The organism is Roseivirga spongicola, from assembly GCF_001592965.1.
GTDB lineage: Bacteria > Bacteroidota > Bacteroidia > Cytophagales > Cyclobacteriaceae > Roseivirga > Roseivirga spongicola.
Genome location: NZ_LRPC01000001.1, coordinates 677,874 through 695,263, shown reverse-complemented (window position 1 = coordinate 695,263; position 17,390 = coordinate 677,874). Strand labels below are relative to the sequence as shown.

17 protein-coding genes are annotated in these 17,390 nt (G+C 41.7%); 8 read left to right on the top strand and 9 right to left on the bottom strand.

Going from position 1 to position 17,390, the window contains the following annotated elements:
• Positions 1-15 precede the first annotated feature (15 nt).
• From hemE to AWW68_RS03100, 3 genes are all read left to right on the top strand, one after another.
• The gene (hemE, locus tag AWW68_RS03110; RefSeq protein ID WP_068216463.1) at positions 16-1,065 is read left to right on the top strand and encodes a uroporphyrinogen decarboxylase; all 1,050 of its coding nucleotides are present in this window, start codon (positions 16-18) and stop codon (positions 1,063-1,065) included.
• Complete coding sequence (locus AWW68_RS03105) at positions 1,062-1,472, top strand: hypothetical protein (protein ID WP_068216461.1); 411 nt, start codon at positions 1,062-1,064, stop codon at positions 1,470-1,472. Before hemE ends, AWW68_RS03105 begins: the two co-directional genes overlap by 4 nt.
• 299 nt (positions 1,473-1,771) lie before the next feature.
• On the top strand, positions 1,772-3,088 hold the full coding sequence (locus AWW68_RS03100; RefSeq protein WP_068216459.1) for an amidohydrolase: 1,317 nt from the start codon (positions 1,772-1,774) through the stop codon (positions 3,086-3,088).
• Between the two features lie 166 nt (positions 3,089-3,254).
• Here AWW68_RS03100 and AWW68_RS03095 read toward each other — a convergent pair whose 3' ends face one another.
• The 9 genes from AWW68_RS03095 to dnaK form a co-directional block, all read right to left on the bottom strand.
• Positions 3,255-4,490, bottom strand: coding sequence for a hypothetical protein (locus tag AWW68_RS03095; RefSeq protein WP_068216457.1), 1,236 nt, complete (start codon positions 4,488-4,490; stop codon positions 3,255-3,257).
• 3 nt (positions 4,491-4,493) lie between these two features.
• On the bottom strand, positions 4,494-4,793 hold the full coding sequence (locus AWW68_RS03090) for a hypothetical protein (protein ID WP_068216455.1): 300 nt from the start codon (positions 4,791-4,793) through the stop codon (positions 4,494-4,496).
• A 44-nt stretch (positions 4,794-4,837) separates the two neighbouring features.
• A complete protein-coding gene (locus tag AWW68_RS03085) occupies positions 4,838-6,094 on the bottom strand; it encodes a hypothetical protein (RefSeq protein ID WP_068216453.1) in 1,257 nt (418 codons plus the stop codon).
• Between the two features lie 68 nt (positions 6,095-6,162).
• Complete coding sequence (locus AWW68_RS03080) at positions 6,163-6,486, bottom strand: cupin domain-containing protein (RefSeq protein ID WP_068216451.1); 324 nt, start codon at positions 6,484-6,486, stop codon at positions 6,163-6,165.
• Entirely contained in the window at positions 6,486-7,481 is a 996-nt protein-coding gene (locus AWW68_RS03075; protein ID WP_068216449.1) for a bifunctional heptose 7-phosphate kinase/heptose 1-phosphate adenyltransferase, read from the bottom strand. The genes AWW68_RS03080 and AWW68_RS03075 overlap by 1 nt, the downstream gene beginning before the upstream one ends.
• Entirely contained in the window at positions 7,482-8,678 is a 1,197-nt protein-coding gene (locus AWW68_RS03070; protein WP_068216447.1) for a pyridoxal phosphate-dependent aminotransferase, read from the bottom strand.
• A 5-nt stretch (positions 8,679-8,683) separates the two neighbouring features.
• Complete coding sequence (gene recR / locus AWW68_RS03065) at positions 8,684-9,289, bottom strand: recombination mediator RecR (RefSeq protein ID WP_068216445.1); 606 nt, start codon at positions 9,287-9,289, stop codon at positions 8,684-8,686.
• Positions 9,290-9,307: 18 nt separating this feature from the next.
• A complete protein-coding gene (locus AWW68_RS03060; protein ID WP_394364962.1) occupies positions 9,308-9,625 on the bottom strand; it encodes an ATP-dependent Clp protease adaptor ClpS in 318 nt (105 codons plus the stop codon).
• Positions 9,626-9,861: 236 nt separating this feature from the next.
• Positions 9,862-11,781, bottom strand: coding sequence for a molecular chaperone DnaK (gene dnaK / locus AWW68_RS03055; protein ID WP_068216443.1), 1,920 nt, complete (start codon positions 11,779-11,781; stop codon positions 9,862-9,864).
• Positions 11,782-12,005: 224 nt separating this feature from the next.
• Between dnaK and AWW68_RS03050 the strand changes: the two genes are divergently transcribed.
• The 5 genes from AWW68_RS03050 (at position 12,006) to AWW68_RS03030 (ending at position 17,389) form a co-directional block, all read left to right on the top strand.
• Complete coding sequence (locus tag AWW68_RS03050) at positions 12,006-12,872, top strand: lysophospholipid acyltransferase family protein (RefSeq protein ID WP_068216441.1); 867 nt, start codon at positions 12,006-12,008, stop codon at positions 12,870-12,872.
• Positions 12,873-12,936: 64 nt separating this feature from the next.
• A complete protein-coding gene (locus AWW68_RS03045) occupies positions 12,937-14,514 on the top strand; it encodes a peptide chain release factor 3 (protein ID WP_068216439.1) in 1,578 nt (525 codons plus the stop codon).
• Positions 14,514-15,242, top strand: coding sequence for an RluA family pseudouridine synthase (locus AWW68_RS03040; RefSeq protein ID WP_068216436.1), 729 nt, complete (start codon positions 14,514-14,516; stop codon positions 15,240-15,242). Before AWW68_RS03045 ends, AWW68_RS03040 begins: the two co-directional genes overlap by 1 nt.
• A 126-nt stretch (positions 15,243-15,368) precedes the next feature.
• A complete protein-coding gene (locus AWW68_RS03035; RefSeq protein ID WP_068216435.1) occupies positions 15,369-16,175 on the top strand; it encodes a DUF6503 family protein in 807 nt (268 codons plus the stop codon).
• Between the two features lie 146 nt (positions 16,176-16,321).
• The gene (locus AWW68_RS03030; protein WP_068216433.1) at positions 16,322-17,389 is read left to right on the top strand and encodes a WD40/YVTN/BNR-like repeat-containing protein; all 1,068 of its coding nucleotides are present in this window, start codon (positions 16,322-16,324) and stop codon (positions 17,387-17,389) included.
• The last annotated feature ends 1 nt before the right edge of the window (position 17,390 follow it).

Sequence of the window (17,390 nt, the reverse complement as noted above, 5' to 3'; positions counted from 1 at the left end):
TTTTATCTTTGCGGCATGGAATTACAGAACGATCTACTGATCAGAGCGGCAAAGGGTGAAAAAGTGGAAAGAACCCCGGTTTGGCTTATGCGCCAGGCCGGTAGAATTCTTCCTGAATATAGAGCAGTAAGAAATAGACTTAGCGGTTTTATTGAATTGGCTCAAACGCCTGAACTAGCGGCAGAAGTTACTATTCAGCCTGTAGACATTCTGGGTGTTGATGCAGCCATTATCTTCTCAGATATCCTTGTAATTCCGGAAGCCATGGGTCTTCCATATGAAATGGTTGAGAAAAAAGGGCCAAGATTCCCTAAAACCATTTCTACCGATGAAGATTTAAAGGCACTTAAAAAAGCTGATGCTAAAAGCGACTTGGGTTATGTACTTGAGGCTATCAAGATCACCAAAAAAGAGCTTAATGGCAGAGTGCCTTTAATTGGTTTTGCTGGTGCTCCTTGGACTATCTTCTGCTATATGGTAGAAGGACATGGCAGTAAAACTTTCTCCAAAGCCAGGAGAATGTTGTACAACGACCCGATGATGGCCGATCAGCTTTTGAAGCTGATAACAGATTCAACCATCGAATATCTGAAAGCACAGATAAAGGCCGGAGCAGACATTGTGCAGGTTTTCGATTCTTGGGCCGGAATTCTTGGGCCAGAGCAATACCAGAGATTCTCAATGAAGTACATTGCTGAAATCTGTGATGCGATTACCGAAGTTCCTGTAACCGTGTTTAGTAAAGGCGCTTTCTTTGCCCGTTCCGAAATGAGACACTTGAATTGTGAAACCATCGGTTTAGACTGGAGTATGGACATTCAAAACTCTCGCAGACTGATTGGTGAGAACAAAACCCTCCAAGGTAATTTAGACCCTTGTGCGCTTTATGCTCCAGATGTGGAAATTGAAAAAGCCACGAAGAAGATGCTCGATGAGTTCGGTACCAGCAGACACATTGCCAACCTTGGCCATGGTGTTTACCCAGATATCGACCCAAATAAGGTTAAAGTCTTTATTAATACGGTGAAGGAGTATAGCGCTAAGTTGAGGTCTACCGAAATATGAGTTTCCTGAGTCTTCTTTTAATTACAACTCAACTAATCTCTTCTGAACCTACAGTTGAGAAGATAGAAGACTCTGAACTGATTTCACTTTTCAACTCTCTGAAAACGGAAAACCGATATACCAATGAAGATATCTCATTGAGCATATTTAAAAAATCGAATCCTCCGGGTTCAGCTGGTATTTCAGGAGGACACGAAATAAGTTACTCCTTTTACCTAGCTGTTTCTGAATATGATGAATATCCAGCTCAGAGTTTATTCCTTATAGGTGGTTTTATTAATCCTCAATATACAGTGGAAACAAACGAAAAGTATTTGGCTTTAAACGTTAAGTATGGTGTTTTTAATGATCGAAAGTCAAAAACCTATAAGGTTACACTAAACAAAGTTTCAGTCCTGAATCCATAGTTTTCATCAACGAGATTTAAGGAGTCTCTTCCTCATTATCTCCATGAGAGTCTCCTAATGATCGGTCTTAACCCAGTCTGCTCAGCGATAGACTCTGAACGGGAAAATGTAACTTTTAGATACGGAAAACCGCCATTGATTGTGTCTTCACAATTAATTTCTGGAGACCCTATGGAGGCACAGCTTATGGCAGGTGTATTAAGACTCCTCAAAAGCTGTCGTTTCAGGTTATTTAACCCGCTGCATATTCTTTGTTCTTCTCTTCGATTGAAGTATATTCCATATTCAACCTTAGTATTATGAAGAAGACCTTATCCCTGTTTTGCCTTTCTTTCCTTTTTTTCGGACTAACCTCCATCTCGCCTAGCAACGATTCTAAACCCAAACTTTCAGACGAAGTGCTAGAGCTTGCCAAAGAAGTTGAGCCTAAAGTAATCGAATGGAGACATTGGATTCACGAAAACGCTGAACTCTCTAATCGCGAATTCAAAACCGCAGCTTATATAGCCGCACACCTTAAAAGCTTAGGTATTGAGGTTCAAGAAGGAGTTGCCAAAACAGGAGTAGTAGGAATTCTGAAAGGAGGGAAGCCAGGGCCTACTATTGGCTTACGTGCCGATATGGATGGGCTTCCTGTAAAGGAAAGGGTAGATCTGCCATGGGCTTCTAAACAAATGGGAGAATATAATGGCGAACCCGTTCCTGTAATGCATGCTTGTGGTCACGATACGCATGTGGCCATTCTAATGGGTGTTGCCGAAGTGTTAAGTCGGGTAAAAAAGGATATTCAAGGCACTGTAAAGTTCGTATTTCAACCTGCGGAAGAAGGTGCTCCTGCTGGTGAAGAAGGTGGGGCAGCACTTATGGTGAAGGAAGGAGTAACCAAAGGAATGGATGTGATTTTCGGTCTGCACATCAACTCACAAACTGAAGTTGGTAAAGTTATGTACAGACCCAATGGCATTATGGCTGCCGTTAATAGCTTCGAAATCAAAATTAAAGGGAAACAAACGCATGGTTCAACGCCCTGGACAGGTATAGACCCTGTAGTAACCGCGGCACAGATCATCAATAATGCTCAGACTATTGTTAGTAGAAGTTTACCGCTCACCACCGCTGCTGCCGTTCTCACCTTCGGTAAAATTGAAGGAGGTGTAAGAAGTAACATTATACCTGAAGAGGTAAATATGGTGGGCACCATCAGAACTTTAGATGCAGATATGAGGGAAACACTTTTCGAGCGATTCAGAACCATAGTGCAAAATACAGCCGAAAGCAATGGTGCGGAAGCTACGCTTTCTATCGATCAGGGTTATCCTGTAACTTACAATGACCCTCAGCTTACGGCAATGATGGGCAGTACATTTGTTGAAGTTATTGGTGCCGAAAACGTCAACTCAAATATGAACGCCATTACTGGGGCAGAAGACTTCTCATTCTTTCAGCAAGAAATACCGGGGCTGTTCTTCTTTTTAGGTGGAATGCCAAAAGGCCAAGACCCTGCAAAAGCTGCTCCACATCATACGCCAGACTTTTATGTAGATGATGCCGGAATGCTAGACGGTATCAAACTCATGAGCAGATTAGTGGTAGACTATGCTGAGAAGGTGAATTAAGAGGTAATGTAAAAGGCGGTCTCAAAAGCTAACTCTCATTCCCGACCCCGTACCGACATATCGGGAGGGAATCTCCCAAAAGTGGCTCCAAAGGCCAATAGAGATTCTCAGTCAAGCTGGGAATGACGATAATCGTAACTTTTGAGACACCTCTTTTCTTTTGGTGCTACTTCTTTTTTGTTGCGCCAATTAATGACTCAAAGTCTGTTAGTAAACCAATAGTCAGATTACTGTCATCTAAGTTATTAACATCGACTTGACCATCCTTATACTTGAAGAGCGTTTTAAATGGAGTTTTAGGTAACTCTACTCCAAGTGCAATGCTATAATTCAGCTTTATTTTCTGGTCAGGGTTTATCGATTCACTGAAATCGTAATATGCATTTGACTCTAGAATTAAAGAGTAATTATCGAACACGGGAATGTTGTAGTACAAGTTGGCATATACTTGGCCAGAGAACTCATTTTCAGACTCAGCTCCCATCCGCATATTTTCGAACTCATTATAAATCTTTCCTCCAACATTAAGCACTGGCTTTAAGCGCAATCTATTGCTTCCGTAGGTTAAGTTTACCAAGTTGCTGATCAGCTTCTCATAAGAAAAATTGAAGGCAACTCTGCCACTGGTGAATGTTTGATTTCCTTCCACCCCTAACCTAGCCATTATTTGAGCGTCACTTTCTCCAGAAATATTGAAGTTGACAGGGTACACATAAAGGTAGTTGAGCGAATCTTTAGCATTTGTGCTAACTCTTCCCTTTGCGTAAAACACAATGGGTTTTGCATCAGATTTTTTAGCCTTACCACTACCTAATGAATAACTCTGGTGAAAGCTGAAGTCGGCATTCAACTCCATATTGTCTATATCGCTTTCACTTTTTGGAGTAAAGCTCCAATTGAAGGAGTTGTTAGCATAGGCATAATCTCCTCCAAAGGCAGAGAAATACATATCCATGATGCTTTTGTCAATACTAATCTTTCCTAAAGACTGCGTTTCTAAATCCGCTTTTTCAATGGTTGCTGTTGTTCCGCCATTTAATGTAAGGATTATGTCACTTTTAGGACTTAGATAAACATTAGACTTTGTGTTCTGCAGAAGGACTAGTTCATACTTAGAGAGTCCACTAATTTCCACCTGAATATTCTGGTTCTGAAACCTCGTCTTTACAGAAATATCAGGGTTTTGAAATAACTCTTTACCATTGGCATAGAAGGCAAAACTGTTTTCACTTTTGTCAAACGCCAAAAGAGTTGCAAGCTGATTAATATTAGAATTGATTCCCAGATCACCTATTAAGACGTTGATTTTTGGAGGATTTGGGGTGTCTACCACTGTTTTAAAGGTATACTGAGCCTGTGCTTGAGCACAAACCAACAGTAAAATTACTATTAGCTTCTTCATGACTTATCGGGGTCCTGTACTATAATTAGTAGAAACATAATCGATGCAATCTTTTACAATGGTCCATCCAGAAAAAATGGTTGGGTTGAGGATAACATCATACATATACTGGTTATAAGTAGTATCTCCATCAGTCACAGGAATGGACTGAATATTCGTTTTTATCTTCTCTAGAAAGACACTTTGGTATGTAGGCTGGAAGTTATTGAAGCTGAACTCTTCAAAATCACCATCAAAATCGCCTACCGATTCTAAGGCAGGCTTAACTACCTGAATTTTAATAACATCGCGTGTTAATGACATTGGTTTGTGGTTTAATTGTTAGAATAGTTGAATGAATTGAAATTTTAAGTGGCCTGTTTCTCTTCTGTCTCATGCCTTTTGGCCACCAGCGTAGTGAGACAGCTGGAGCTGTTGAGTTGATCTTCCCAGTACATTCCATGTGCACGAATACCAGAAAGCATTATAAACCCTATAAGGTTGAATCTTTTCTTTGGGAGCACATTAAAAGGTAAGTTCTCTGGAGTGACTCCGTTAGCTGTAACTGATAAATTGGCAGGGCCAACCTGATGATCTTTCCTAAAGTTGGAAGAGAGAATGTCTGCAGCAGAATATATATTATACCACTTTCTGAGGTTAATAGCCTTAAACTCTCTTTCTTCATAATAACTTTTCCAATACAGTCTTACAAAGTCGTAAGGACACCCGATAGTGACTAAGTGAGTAATTTTGGCTGCAACTCTATGGCTTGTTGCTCCAACCATTGGAAACATTGTATCAAGAGCCACCATGGTTCCGAAACTGTAGGCAATGATTGTAACCTGATCGTAATCATTTTCATCTTCACACACCTTTTCAAGTAGCTCTTCAAACTTGCCTGTAAGGTTCAGCCTATTTTTACCAGCACTGAAATACCTGATCATGCAAATAAATTGGGTAGCCATTTCGGTGATAAAGAACTTGATGTCTGGCATAACCAAATAGAAAAGAGCAAAGAAGCCAATCAGGTACTCTGCTTTTCCTCTTAAGAGGGAATAGAATGATTCTATTGCTTGGCCTAGCTTATAGTTTTCTAAAAAATGCTTGAACTGAGGAAGGTTTTTTACATCAACAAGATCGCCAATTGCTACAGGAAATGACGCCACCAATAGTACTCCGAACAGTGTAAGAATTCCCAAAATAAAGGCTGCATATAAAAACTGCCCTGAATGTCCTTCTGAAATACCACCACGCTGTTTAAAGAGCTTGCGTATGGTGTGCCACATTACTTTCGGTCCGTTAAGGGAAAGAATAACGCTCAGCAGAAAGGTTTTATAGATAATACTGGTCTTTCGAAACTCAGTGGTTAGCTCTTCTATATAGCTATACTCATAGATATCAATGATGTGCTTGGTTTCCTGATTGAGTTCTTCGAATAGGCCAGCAACCTGAGTTTTGAGGGAGCCATCTATCCCAAAGTTTTCCTCTCTAATTTTTATGGAATACTTTTTCTTCTCGTTAGGCTCATTGATGTCTACCGCCTTTACATATCGGTAGGCAAATGTGTTGAGGCTTTGGTCTGACAAACCTGAGCCCAATCCTGGCATATAGATTATGGCCTCCATGTGGTGTGTGTTTGGAGACCAAAAGTTATAAATTTTATGCGACTAATTTTCTACCCTTAAAAGGTGATTTACATGTAGTCTTCCCTAGCGGGACTGAATACATCTAATAACTGACAGTCTGTAATGGCTTTTCCAGAATGAATTTCATTGGAAGGAATAATGGCTACGTCTCCGGCTTTTAAGACTTTTGTTTCGCCTTGTAGGGTCATTTCAAATTCACCAGAAATTACTTGGGCAGCTACTTGCTCATGAACGTGAGAGTGCTCGGGCAAAACACTTCCAGCTTTGATGTCCCAATACGCCAAAGTCATATTTTCAGTATGAATCATTTTACCAGAGAAGCCTGGTAGTAGCTCTTTAGATGGAACGTCTTTGAGGTTGACAAATGGCATTAACTGAATATTTTTTGCTCTACAGCTTCTTCCAATAGGTCTTGCTTGTTAATTGGTACCACACCAACATACTCACAAACCAAGCCGCCACCAAGGTTGGCTAAAGCCGCAGTTCTTTTAGCATCTAAGCCTGCAGCTAAGGCGCAAGCCACAATACTAATTACTGTGTCACCAGCACCAGAAACATCCGAGATCTGTCTAATGTGCGCAGGAATGTGATGCGTTTCTCCATTGTCTTTGATGAAGACTCCATGCTCAGAAAGGGTTACCATAACCATTTTAGCACCAAGCGCCTCTTGTAGTGCTTTGGCTCCTGATTTAACAGAATCCATGTCTTTCGGATCTACATCGATCTTCATGCCTTCTCTTAGCTCCTTCAAGTTCGGCTTAAAGAGCGTGGCTCCTTTGTAATCTAAGAAGTTGCGCTTTTTCGGGTCCACCACGGTAGGAATACCCAGCTTATTGGCTTCTTCTATGGTTTCTGAAATGATAGCTTTATTGATTACTCCCTTATCGTAGTCTTCGAAAATGACCACATCGCATTCTGGAAGTAAGTTTCTGATGTGAGCAAGTAGGCTTTTCTGCTCAATTTCACTCATGTCTTTGTCAGACTCAGAGTCGACTCTAAGCATTTGATGAGAGCCTGCCAAAATTCTCTCTTTTACTGTGGTAACACGTTCTGAACTTGTAATGACCCCTTTGCTCGGAATACCTCTTTCGTTGAGTCTTTCAATAAAAAAATCACCATCTGCATCATCTCCAACAATGGCACAGGGAATGGGAGTAGCCCCTAAAGACTGTACATTGAGCGCTACGTTAGCAGCACCTCCAAGTCTTTTTTCTTTGCTTTTGGCTAAGACAACGGGTACAGGCGCTTCTGGAGAAATTCGGCTTACAGAACCCCAGATGTAGGAGTCTACCATTACATCGCCAATAACCAAAACCTTCAGTTTGCTGAATGCCTCAAAAAGTGATTCCGCGTTGTTAAAAGTCATTTATTTAAGTTTTGCTAGAGCTTCTTTCATTTGGCTGATGGCATTTCTTAAGTCTTCTTCTGAAGCGGCATAAGATAGCCTGATGCAGTTAGGCGCACCAAAAGCACCACCAGTAACTACCGATACTTGAGCATTCTCTAAAATATACATAGCAAGCTCATCGGCATCATTTACAGTAGTTGTTCCATCAGATTTACCAAAGTAGGCGCTCACGTCTGGAAAGAAGTAGAATGCGCCTTGAGGGACATTGGTTTTAAAACCCGGAATTTCATCGAGTAGGCCTTTTACCAAGTCTCTTCTTCGCAAGTATTCTTTGGCCATTTCTCTGGTTGGCTCTAAGTCTGTTGTTAGGGCAGTATATGCTGCACGCTGAGCAATAGAACAGTTGGCAGAGGTAAATTGTCCTTGCACCTTATTGCAAGCTTTGGCTAGCCAAAGAGGTGCGCCAATATAACCCACTCTCCAACCTGTCATGGCAAAGCCTTTGGCCATTCCGTTTACAGTTGCTGTTCTTTCTAACATGCCAGGGAGTGCACCAATGCTCATGTGAGCACCCGTATAGTTTATATGCTCATAGATTTCGTCAGAAACCACAATCATATTTTCATGTTTCAACACCACTTCTGCGATTGGTTCTAGTTCTTCTTTGGTGAAAACAGAACCAGTAGGGTTGCAAGGCGAAGAGAAAATCATGGCCTTGGTTTTTGGCGTTATAGCTGCCTCAAATTGCTCGGCAGTTACTTTGAAGTCGTTTTCGATTCCACCATTCACAAAAACAGGAACACCGCCAGCCAATTCGATTAGAGCAGAGTAGCTCACCCAGAATGGAGAAAACACCACTACCTCATCGCCTTCATTGATGATAGCTTGAAAAATGTTGGCAATAGATTGCTTCGCGCCATTAGAAACCACAATCTGATCGGCTGAGTAATCTAAACCATTTTCATTTTTGAACTTGGCAGAAATAGCCTCTCTTAAATCTTGGTAACCATTTACTGGAGGGTAAGCGAAATACTTGCCTTCATCAATCGCTTTTTTAGCACCGTCTTGAATATGCTGAGGAGTCTTAAAATCTGGCTCACCCAAACTCAAGCTAATTACATTAATACCTTTAGCTTTATACTCTCTGGCTTTTGCTGCCATGGCCAAGGTGGCCGACTCGGCCATATTCTTGATGCGGTCTGAAACAATGTTCATGTTTTCTAATCGTATATCGTTCTTGTCAAAATACTTCTACCCAGAGTAACTTCATCGGCATACTCTAGTTCTCCTCCAATAGGTATTCCTCTTGCAATAGTAGTGACTTTTATGCCTAAAGCCTTCAATTTTTTAGTGATATAAAAGGCTGTAGTATCACCTTCCATTGTTGGGTTCAACGCTAAAATTACCTCTTCAATTTTAGGCTCACTTGTATCTATTCGCTTAAACAAAGATTCAATATGTAAATCTTCTGGTCCAATGCCTTCTATTGGAGATATAACGCCTCCCAGTACATGATATAGGCCTTTGTATTGATGCGTATTTTCAATAGCCATAACATCTGGAGTGTCCTGCACTACACAAATGGTGGCTAAATCTCTTGTGATGGTTCTACAAGTACAATCTGTAGTATCTGAAATCATATGACAGGTGCCGCAATACTGCACATCTTCTCGTAAGTGAGAAAGTGCCGCAGTAAGGTTAGAGGTGGCATCTTTGTCTTGTTTGAGCAAATGCAAGACTAATCTTAAAGCTGTTTTTTTACCGATACCGGGCAGCTTTGAGATTTCTTCTATTGCATCTTCAACAATTTTTGGTGGGAAGTTCAATGTCTAGAAGGAGAAAATTTACATTACTGTTGCGGTAATTCCCGCATCCAAAATACTTTCACACATAGGTCTCAACTCGGTAAATGAGCCGTGCTTAACCGTACATTTTCCCTTGTAGTGAATGAGGAGCGTACATTGTTCCGCTTGTTCTGCAGAGTGTTTACACACCTTCATTAAGATATTGATCACATGCTCAAAAGTATTCACATCGTCATTAAAGACTACCAGATCGCACAGGTCTTCTTCAACTACTTCTTCTAACACATCAACGCTTTCTTGCTCTTTGTAGCTTAATCGCATATCTCTGAATTTTGCCTCAAATTTAATGAAAATCATTGTCTTAACCAGTTGTGAGGGTAATGGTTAATCAGAAATCAGTGTATCAGTAATTTGTCTCGTCTCCGACTTTGCGAGGAATAAACTTCGCGTCCCTAGATATCAGGAGCAGAAGATTGTGACGTGGGTCAAACTTTCTCCTAGCAATGACGGGTCAGAGAAAGATTAGGGCATCAAAATAAAACCCTGACCTCTTCTGAGATCAGGGTTCATTTATAATTTATCGAGTACTAGGTTTATTTAACCTCTTCGTACTCTACGTCTGATACATCACCAGATCCGTTGTCCGAACCAGAAGTATCACCTGCGTTAGCATCAGCACCTGGCTGTGCACCTGCAGCATCGCCTTGAGAGGCAGCGTACATCTCTTGAGCAGCACCTTCCCAAGCTTTATTCAATGCCTCAACCGCTGGGTCAATAGCATCTAAATCTTGTTTCTGGTGTACTTCTTTTAAGTGAGCAAGTGCTTCTTCGATTGGCTTCTTGTTACCTTCTGAAAGTTTGTCGCCATATTCTTTCAGTTGCTTTTCGGTTTGGAAGATCAAGGAGTCAGCAGTATTGAGTTTCTCAACTCTTTCCTTCTCCTTTTTATCCGCATCAGCATTAGCTTCAGCTTCTTGCTTCATCTTTTGGATTTCCTCATCTGTCAAGCCTGAAGAAGCTTCAATCTTAATCTTCTGCTCTTTTCCAGTTCCTTTGTCTTTAGCAGACACGTTCATGATACCGTTAGCATCAATATCGAAGGTTACCTCAATTTGAGGAACTCCTCTTGGTGCTGGTGGAATATCACTCAGGTGGAATCTACCGATGGTTCTGTTATCCTTCGCCATTGGACGCTCACCTTGTAATACGTGAATTTCTACTGAAGGCTGGTTGTCAGCCGCTGTTGAGAACACCTCAGACTTCTTAGCCGGAATAGTAGTGTTAGACTCAATCAGTTTGGTGAATACACCACCCATGGTTTCGATACCCAATGAAAGCGGAGTAACATCCAGAAGCAATACATCTTTCACTTCACCTGTTAACACACCACCCTGGATAGCAGCACCGATAGCCACAACCTCATCTGGGTTCACACCTTTAGAAGGCTTCTTACCGAAGAACTTCTCAACTTCTTCCTGAATCTTAGGAATACGGGTTGAACCTCCTACCAAGATTACTTCATCAATATCTGAAGTGCTGTAACCAGCATCTTCCAACGCCTTCTTCACAGGAGCCATTGATCTCTTCACCAGGTTATCGGCTAGTGATTCAAACTTCGCTCTTGAAAGAGTTCTTACCAAGTGTTTTGGCACACCATCAACAGGCATAATATATGGCAAGTTGATCTCAGTTGAGTTTGAAGAAGACAATTCAATTTTCGCTTTCTCTGCGGCTTCTTTCAAACGCTGAAGTGCCATTGGATCTTTAGTTAGGTCAAGACCCTCATCATTCTTGAACTCGTCAGCCAACCAGTCAATGATCACCTGGTCGAAGTCATCACCACCCAGGTGAACATCACCATTGGTAGATTTTACTTCGAATACACCATCTCCCAACTCAAGGATAGAGATATCGAAAGTACCTCCACCTAAGTCGTATACAGCAATTTTCTGATCTTTATCTTTTTTATCGAGACCATATGCTAATGATGCAGCAGTCGGCTCGTTGATAATTCTTTTTACTTCGAGACCTGCAATCTGGCCAGCCTCTTTAGTCGCTTGACGTTCAGCATCATTGAAGTAAGCAGGAACGGTAATTACCGCTTCGGTCACTTCTGTTCCAAGGTAATCCTCAGCAGTAGACTTCATTTTCTGAAGGATCATTGCTGAAAGCTCCTGAGGAGTATAATTTCTGTCACCGATTTTAACTCTTACGGTGTCATTGTTTCCTTTTTCTACTTTGTAAGAAATGCCTCTTAGTTCATTTGAAACATTTGAGTATTTCTTACCCATAAATCTCTTCACAGAGCTAATGGTGTTCAAAGGGTTTGTGATGGCCTGACGCTTGGCAGGATCACCTACTTTTCTTTCTCCATTACCATTATCCAAAAATGCCACAATGGATGGTGTGGTTCTTCGGCCTTCACTGTTAGGGATCACAACAGGCTCATTACCTTCCATCACCGCAACACATGAATTGGTAGTACCTAAGTCTATTCCAATAATTTTTCCCATGATCTATCTGTAATATTTTCTAATTCAAATCCGACTCCCATTACACAATGGTTATGCCAATCGAATTTTTCTGACAGATGGTGACACATTGACAGAAAGTAGATTTCAGAACTGATGACTTTACCGTGTAATGGACGAAAAGTCACTTGCCCTTCAATGCAGGTTGTCAGACTAAAAATGAGTAAACTGCACAGTCTATTGATTTTACTAAGTCAATTCTAGTTATGATTCTTTTTTACTACCTCGTTGTATTTCCTATCTCTCGCATGCCTTGGTGGATGGTCTATGGATTTTCTGACTTCTTGTATTGGACAGGCTATAAGATATTTCGTTATCGAACGAGAGTAGTCAACACCAATTTGAAGAAGTCCTTCCCCGAGAAATCGGCAGCAGAAATAAAGGATATTAGAAGGAAGTTCTACCGACACTTTTGTGATGTCATGCTGGAAGGTATCAAGATGCAAACCATGACAGCTGAAGAATTAGCGATCAAGCAGACCGTTTCAAACCCCGAAATTGTCGATCACCTGTTCGAACAAGGCAAAGGACTAATCATCTGTACAGGGCATTATAATAACTGGGAGTATGTAGCCACAGGTATTAACCCCTGGTTTAAACACCAGACACTAGGCATTTACCATCAATTCAAGTCTGAATTCTTTGAGCGCAAAATGTTAGAGGCTCGGTCAAAAACCGGAATGCTACTTGTCTCTAGAAAGGCTATTCGAGAAGGGTTCTTTAAAGAACACAAAGATCCGTATGCTATTTTCTTTGGCGTAGATCAATCTCCAACCATTGCCAAAAAGGTATACTGGATGGAGTTTTTAAATCAGGAAACCCCAGTAGCCTTTGGAGCCGAAAAGTATGCTAAAGAAAGAAACTACGCAGTGGTATTTGCAAAGAATGAGAAAGTCAAAAGAGGACATTACTGCATGACTTTAGAAATTCTTACTGAAGATCCGCTGAATACGGCACATGGAGAAATCACCGAACTGCATCATAAGACCTTAGAAAAAGTAATTCAAGAACGGCCAGAGTATTGGCTGTGGTCTCATAAACGCTGGAAAAGAAAGAGAAAGGCAGGGGAATGACATTTTAGGCGAGGTTATGTCTAGACGGAGATTTTAAGTACTTTTGCAGCTCAATTTCAACGAGATGAGCATAGCGCAGGAGATAGAGAAACGTAGAACCTTCGGAATTATAAGTCACCCAGATGCGGGTAAAACCACGCTCACTGAAAAGCTTTTGCTTTTTGGAGGTGCTATTCAAAAAGCGGGAGCGGTGAAGTCGAATAAAATCGATATGCATGCCCGTTCCGACTGGATGGAGATAGAAAAGCAGAGAGGTATCTCTGTGGCCACCTCCGTGATGGCTTTTGAATACGAGGGCTCAAAAATCAACTTACTCGATACTCCTGGTCACCAAGACTTTGCCGAAGATACTTACCGTACGCTTACTGCAGTTGACTCCGTAATTATGGTGGTTGACTGTGTGAAAGGAGTTGAGATTCAGACAGAGAAACTCATGGAGGTTTGTAGAATGAGGAGCACTCCGGTGATCTCATTCATCAACAAGCTTGACCGTGAGGGAAAAGACCCTTACGATTTGCTCGATGAAATTGAAGGTAAACTTGGTATCGAAGTTCATCCACTGAGTTGGCCAATTGGAATGGGTAAAACTTTCCAGGGTGTTTACAGCCTTTACGACAAAAGCTTGAGGCTTTTTAAAGGTGGGCAGCAACTCCACGAAGAGGCTACTAAATTCTCAGACATTAACTCTCCAGAGTTAGAAAAACTAATAGGGGAGCGTTATGCAAATCAGCTGCGCGAAGATGTAGAAATGCTGCAAGATCTTTACGGTGAGCTTCCTGTGGAAGACTACCTTTCTGGGAAAGTGGCTCCTGTCTTCTTCGGCTCGGCAGTAAATAACTTTGGAGTGAAGGAGCTACTCGATACTTTCCTTAAAATTTCGCCTAACCCAAAGCCAAGAAAGCTGGATGAGGAAATGATTACTCCAACTCATAAAGAGTTTACAGGTTTTGTGTTCAAGATTCACGCAAACATGGATCCGAAACACAGAAACAGAATCGCATTCCTAAGAATCTGTTCTGGTAAATTCGAAAGAGGTTCTAATTATTACCACACCCGTCAGGATAAAAAATTCAGAATATCTCAAGCCACAGCCTTTATGGCTCAGGATAAAGAAACCATTGATGAAGCCTACCCAGGAGACATTATTGGTTTGTATGATACTGGTAACTTCAAAATTGGTGACACCCTGACTGAAGGCATGAAAGGTATTTACACTGGTATTCCTGCTTTCTCTCCTGAAATTTTCAGAGAGGTGATCAACAAAGACGCCATGAAAACCAAGCAATTAGATAAAGGCTTGAAGCAGCTAATGGATGAAGGTGTTGCACAGCTCTTTAGCTTTGAATTAGGCTCTAGAAAGGCAGTTGGTGTAGTTGGTCAGCTTCAGTTCGAAGTAATCCAATATAGATTGAAGCACGAGTACGGAGCTTCGGTTGAGTTTGCTCCAATGCAGCTTTATAAGGCCTGTTGGATTTCGGCTAAGGATCCGAAAAAATTGAATGAGTTTATCAGCTCAAAGCAAAGGCACATTGCCAGAGACAAAGACGATAAACTTGTTTTTATGGCTGAATCAAAAGCTTGGCTTCAAATGGTTCAAGACAACTTCCCCGATATTCAGTTTCACTTTACAAGCGAATTCTAATGGAAAGCATCGTTCAACCTCTATATGAAGACAATCACCTACTGATTGTCAATAAACCAGCTGGTTACCTTGTTCAAGGTGATCACACTGGCGACAAAACCTTATTAGATTATTGTAAGGAGTACATTGCTGAGAAGTACAATAAGCCAGGGGCTGTTTTCCTTCATCCGGTTCACAGACTAGACAGACCTGTAAGTGGTGTCTTGGTTTTTGCTCGTACGTCTAAAGCCTTGGAGCGAATGAATAAAATTTTCGCTTCTAGAAAGATTCAAAAAACCTATTGGGCTATTGTAAAGAAAAGGCCAAGTCAGCAAAAAGGTAAACTAGTAAGCTGGCTGAAGAAGGATGGAGCGAAAAACACCGTGACTGCTTATGCTGAACCGATAGATGGTGCTCAGAAAGCCGAGACTAACTTTAAGGTGTTAGGTAAGCTGAACAATCATTACTTAGTTGAATTAGAACCGTTAACTGGAAGGCCACACCAACTGAGGGTACATATGTCGGAGTTTGGTTGCCCAATTCGTGGTGATTTAAAGTATGGCTTTAAAAAACCTAATGAGGACAAGAGCATCAACCTACATGCCCGCAGATTGTACTTTGAGCACCCAGTAAAAAAAGAGCCTATCGTAATTGTAGCAGGTTTACCAAATGAGCAGTTCTGGGAACAGTTCTTAACATTAGATGAGGTAAAAGTAAAGGAAAAGAACATCAACAATATGTTTTCATAAGAATATTGTTGAAAGGTTTGTTTTAGCGGATTTGGGGTGTTGAACAATTCATCATTCTGAAACGATTATTTATTAGGTATTGGCGGTAGCCAATGAAAGGCTTAATTTCAACCCAAATCCTTATCTATGAAAACCTTAACTCAACTCACCTTATCTCTTACACTTACGCTTTTCTTGTTCAGCTGCGGAGAAACCAGTCAAACCACTCAGGAAGAACCCTATGGAAACCCTGCAGCTGAAGGCTTTAATGAAGCAGAATCTGATGCAAAAGCCATTGCCATTGCCGATGAAGTAATGGAGGCTATGGGCGGCCGAGAAGCATGGGATAATACCCACTATATTGCTTGGAAGTTCTTTGGCCGTGATGCATTGGTTTGGGATAAGTGGACAGGCAATGTTCGCATTGATGCCGGTAATGGAATGACTTACCTCACCAACATTAATGATGGCACAGGAAGAGCCTTTATGAATGGCGAAGAAATTATGGATGCCGACTCGGCTCAGAACCTAATGCAAAGAGCCAAAAGCACATGGATCAATCACTCTTACTGGTTAGTGATGCCATTTAAGCTGAAAGATTCTGGCGTTACCTTAAAATATGTGGGTGAGGAAGCCACTGTTGACGGAAGAGCTGCTGACAAACTGAACCTGACCTTCGAAAATGTAGGCCGAACTCCTCAGAATATGTACTATGTATGGGTAGATAAAGAGACTAAGTTAGTTAGCCAGTGGGCCTATTATTCATCTCAAGAGGCAGAAAAGCCAGGCTTCACCATGCCTTGGCTAGACTATAAAAAGCATGGAGAAATTATGCTTTCTAGCAGTAGGGGCGAACGTGGAATGGAAGACGTTATGGTTTTCGATGAACTTCCAGAATCAGTTTTCACTTCTCCAGAAAAACCAGATTTAGCAAGTTTAGCTTCTCAGGAATAAGAATCCCCAGATTTGCTTCCCTAGCTGTCATTCCTGCGAAGGCAGGAATCTCTGTGAGATTAGTACAACCGAGGAGATCCCCGCATGCGCGAGGATGACAGATTTAATTATTTTAGGGAAGCTAAATGCATTATAATAGCTCACTAATGAAAAAGACCATTGCTCTCATGCTTCTTGTTTTGCTAGTCTCATGTGGTTCAAAACAAGACGATCAAAAAGAAACCAACCAACAAAGGCCTACACCCTATTGGCAACCGCAAGAATCTGGGGTAACTGCAGGGTTCCGTGGTCTTTCTGCCGTTTCTGATGATGTAGCTTGGGCCAGTGGAAGCACAGGAACTGTGATCAGAACTATAGATGGCGGAACCACTTGGGAGAATGTTTCTATTCCCGGTACTGATACGCTTCAATTCAGGGATATTGAAGCATTCGATTCCAACACGGCCATTGTGCTCAGTGCAGGCCTTCCAGCAGTGATTTACAAAACAACGGATGGCGGCCAGAATTGGGAACAGAAGTATTTCAGTATGGTAGAAGGCACTTTCTACGATGCCATGGATTTCTGGAATGATAAGGAAGGCATTGCTTTTGGCGATGCTATAGATGGCAGACTTTTAATCCTCAAAACATCCGATGGTGGAGAAACCTGGAACGAACTTCCATTTGAACAAAGACCGCAAGCACTTGATGGTCAGGGAGGCTTTGCGGCCAGTGGCACTTGCCTGAGAACTGTTGGTGAAAATCAGGTTTATATTGGTTTGGGAGGGCAAGAAGCCAGCCTTTTCTACTCCTTCGATAAAGGAGAAACCTGGCAAAAAACCATCACCCCGATGCAATCAGGAGAATCTACAGAAGGTATTTTCTCAATCGACTTTAAAAATGAAATGGAAGGCCTAATGGTTGGTGGCGATTACCGTGGCGATTCGCTCACCAAAATCAATGCGGCTTATACCACAGATGGTGGCAAAAGCTGGTTTCCGGTAATGGCCGGTATGAAGCCGAATGGTTATCGCTCTGGAGTAGCCGTTTACGACAACAACCTAGTATTGGCCGTTGGCCGAGAAAGCTGCGACTATTATTACGATGGAGACAAAGCCTATACTCCAATGGAAGGAAAATACTACGCTGTATCCGTTTCCAAAACAGGCAAATCAGCCTGGGCCAGTGGCCCGGGTGGAGCTGTAGCAAAGTTGGGATTTAGGTATATTGAGTAGA

Coding starts and splice junctions, on each gene's coding strand:
- dnaK (WP_068216443.1), bottom strand. CDS start 11,781: ATGGGAAAAATTATTGGAATAGACTTAGGTACTACCAATTCATGTGTT.
- AWW68_RS03105 (WP_068216461.1), top strand. CDS start 1,062: ATGAGTTTCCTGAGTCTTCTTTTAATTACAACTCAACTAATCTCTTCT.
- AWW68_RS03030 (WP_068216433.1), top strand. CDS start 16,322: ATGAAAAAGACCATTGCTCTCATGCTTCTTGTTTTGCTAGTCTCATGT.
- hemE (WP_068216463.1), top strand. CDS start 16: ATGGAATTACAGAACGATCTACTGATCAGAGCGGCAAAGGGTGAAAAA.
- AWW68_RS03070 (WP_068216447.1), bottom strand. CDS start 8,678: ATGAACATTGTTTCAGACCGCATCAAGAATATGGCCGAGTCGGCCACC.
- AWW68_RS03035 (WP_068216435.1), top strand. CDS start 15,369: ATGAAAACCTTAACTCAACTCACCTTATCTCTTACACTTACGCTTTTC.
- AWW68_RS03095 (WP_068216457.1), bottom strand. CDS start 4,490: ATGAAGAAGCTAATAGTAATTTTACTGTTGGTTTGTGCTCAAGCACAG.
- AWW68_RS03090 (WP_068216455.1), bottom strand. CDS start 4,793: ATGTCATTAACACGCGATGTTATTAAAATTCAGGTAGTTAAGCCTGCC.
- AWW68_RS03045 (WP_068216439.1), top strand. CDS start 12,937: ATGAGCATAGCGCAGGAGATAGAGAAACGTAGAACCTTCGGAATTATA.
- AWW68_RS03075 (WP_068216449.1), bottom strand. CDS start 7,481: ATGACTTTTAACAACGCGGAATCACTTTTTGAGGCATTCAGCAAACTG.
- AWW68_RS03060 (WP_394364962.1), bottom strand. CDS start 9,625: ATGATTTTCATTAAATTTGAGGCAAAATTCAGAGATATGCGATTAAGC.
- AWW68_RS03040 (WP_068216436.1), top strand. CDS start 14,514: ATGGAAAGCATCGTTCAACCTCTATATGAAGACAATCACCTACTGATT.
- AWW68_RS03080 (WP_068216451.1), bottom strand. CDS start 6,486: ATGCCATTTGTCAACCTCAAAGACGTTCCATCTAAAGAGCTACTACCA.
- AWW68_RS03050 (WP_068216441.1), top strand. CDS start 12,006: ATGATTCTTTTTTACTACCTCGTTGTATTTCCTATCTCTCGCATGCCT.
- AWW68_RS03085 (WP_068216453.1), bottom strand. CDS start 6,094: ATGGAGGCCATAATCTATATGCCAGGATTGGGCTCAGGTTTGTCAGAC.
- AWW68_RS03100 (WP_068216459.1), top strand. CDS start 1,772: ATGAAGAAGACCTTATCCCTGTTTTGCCTTTCTTTCCTTTTTTTCGGA.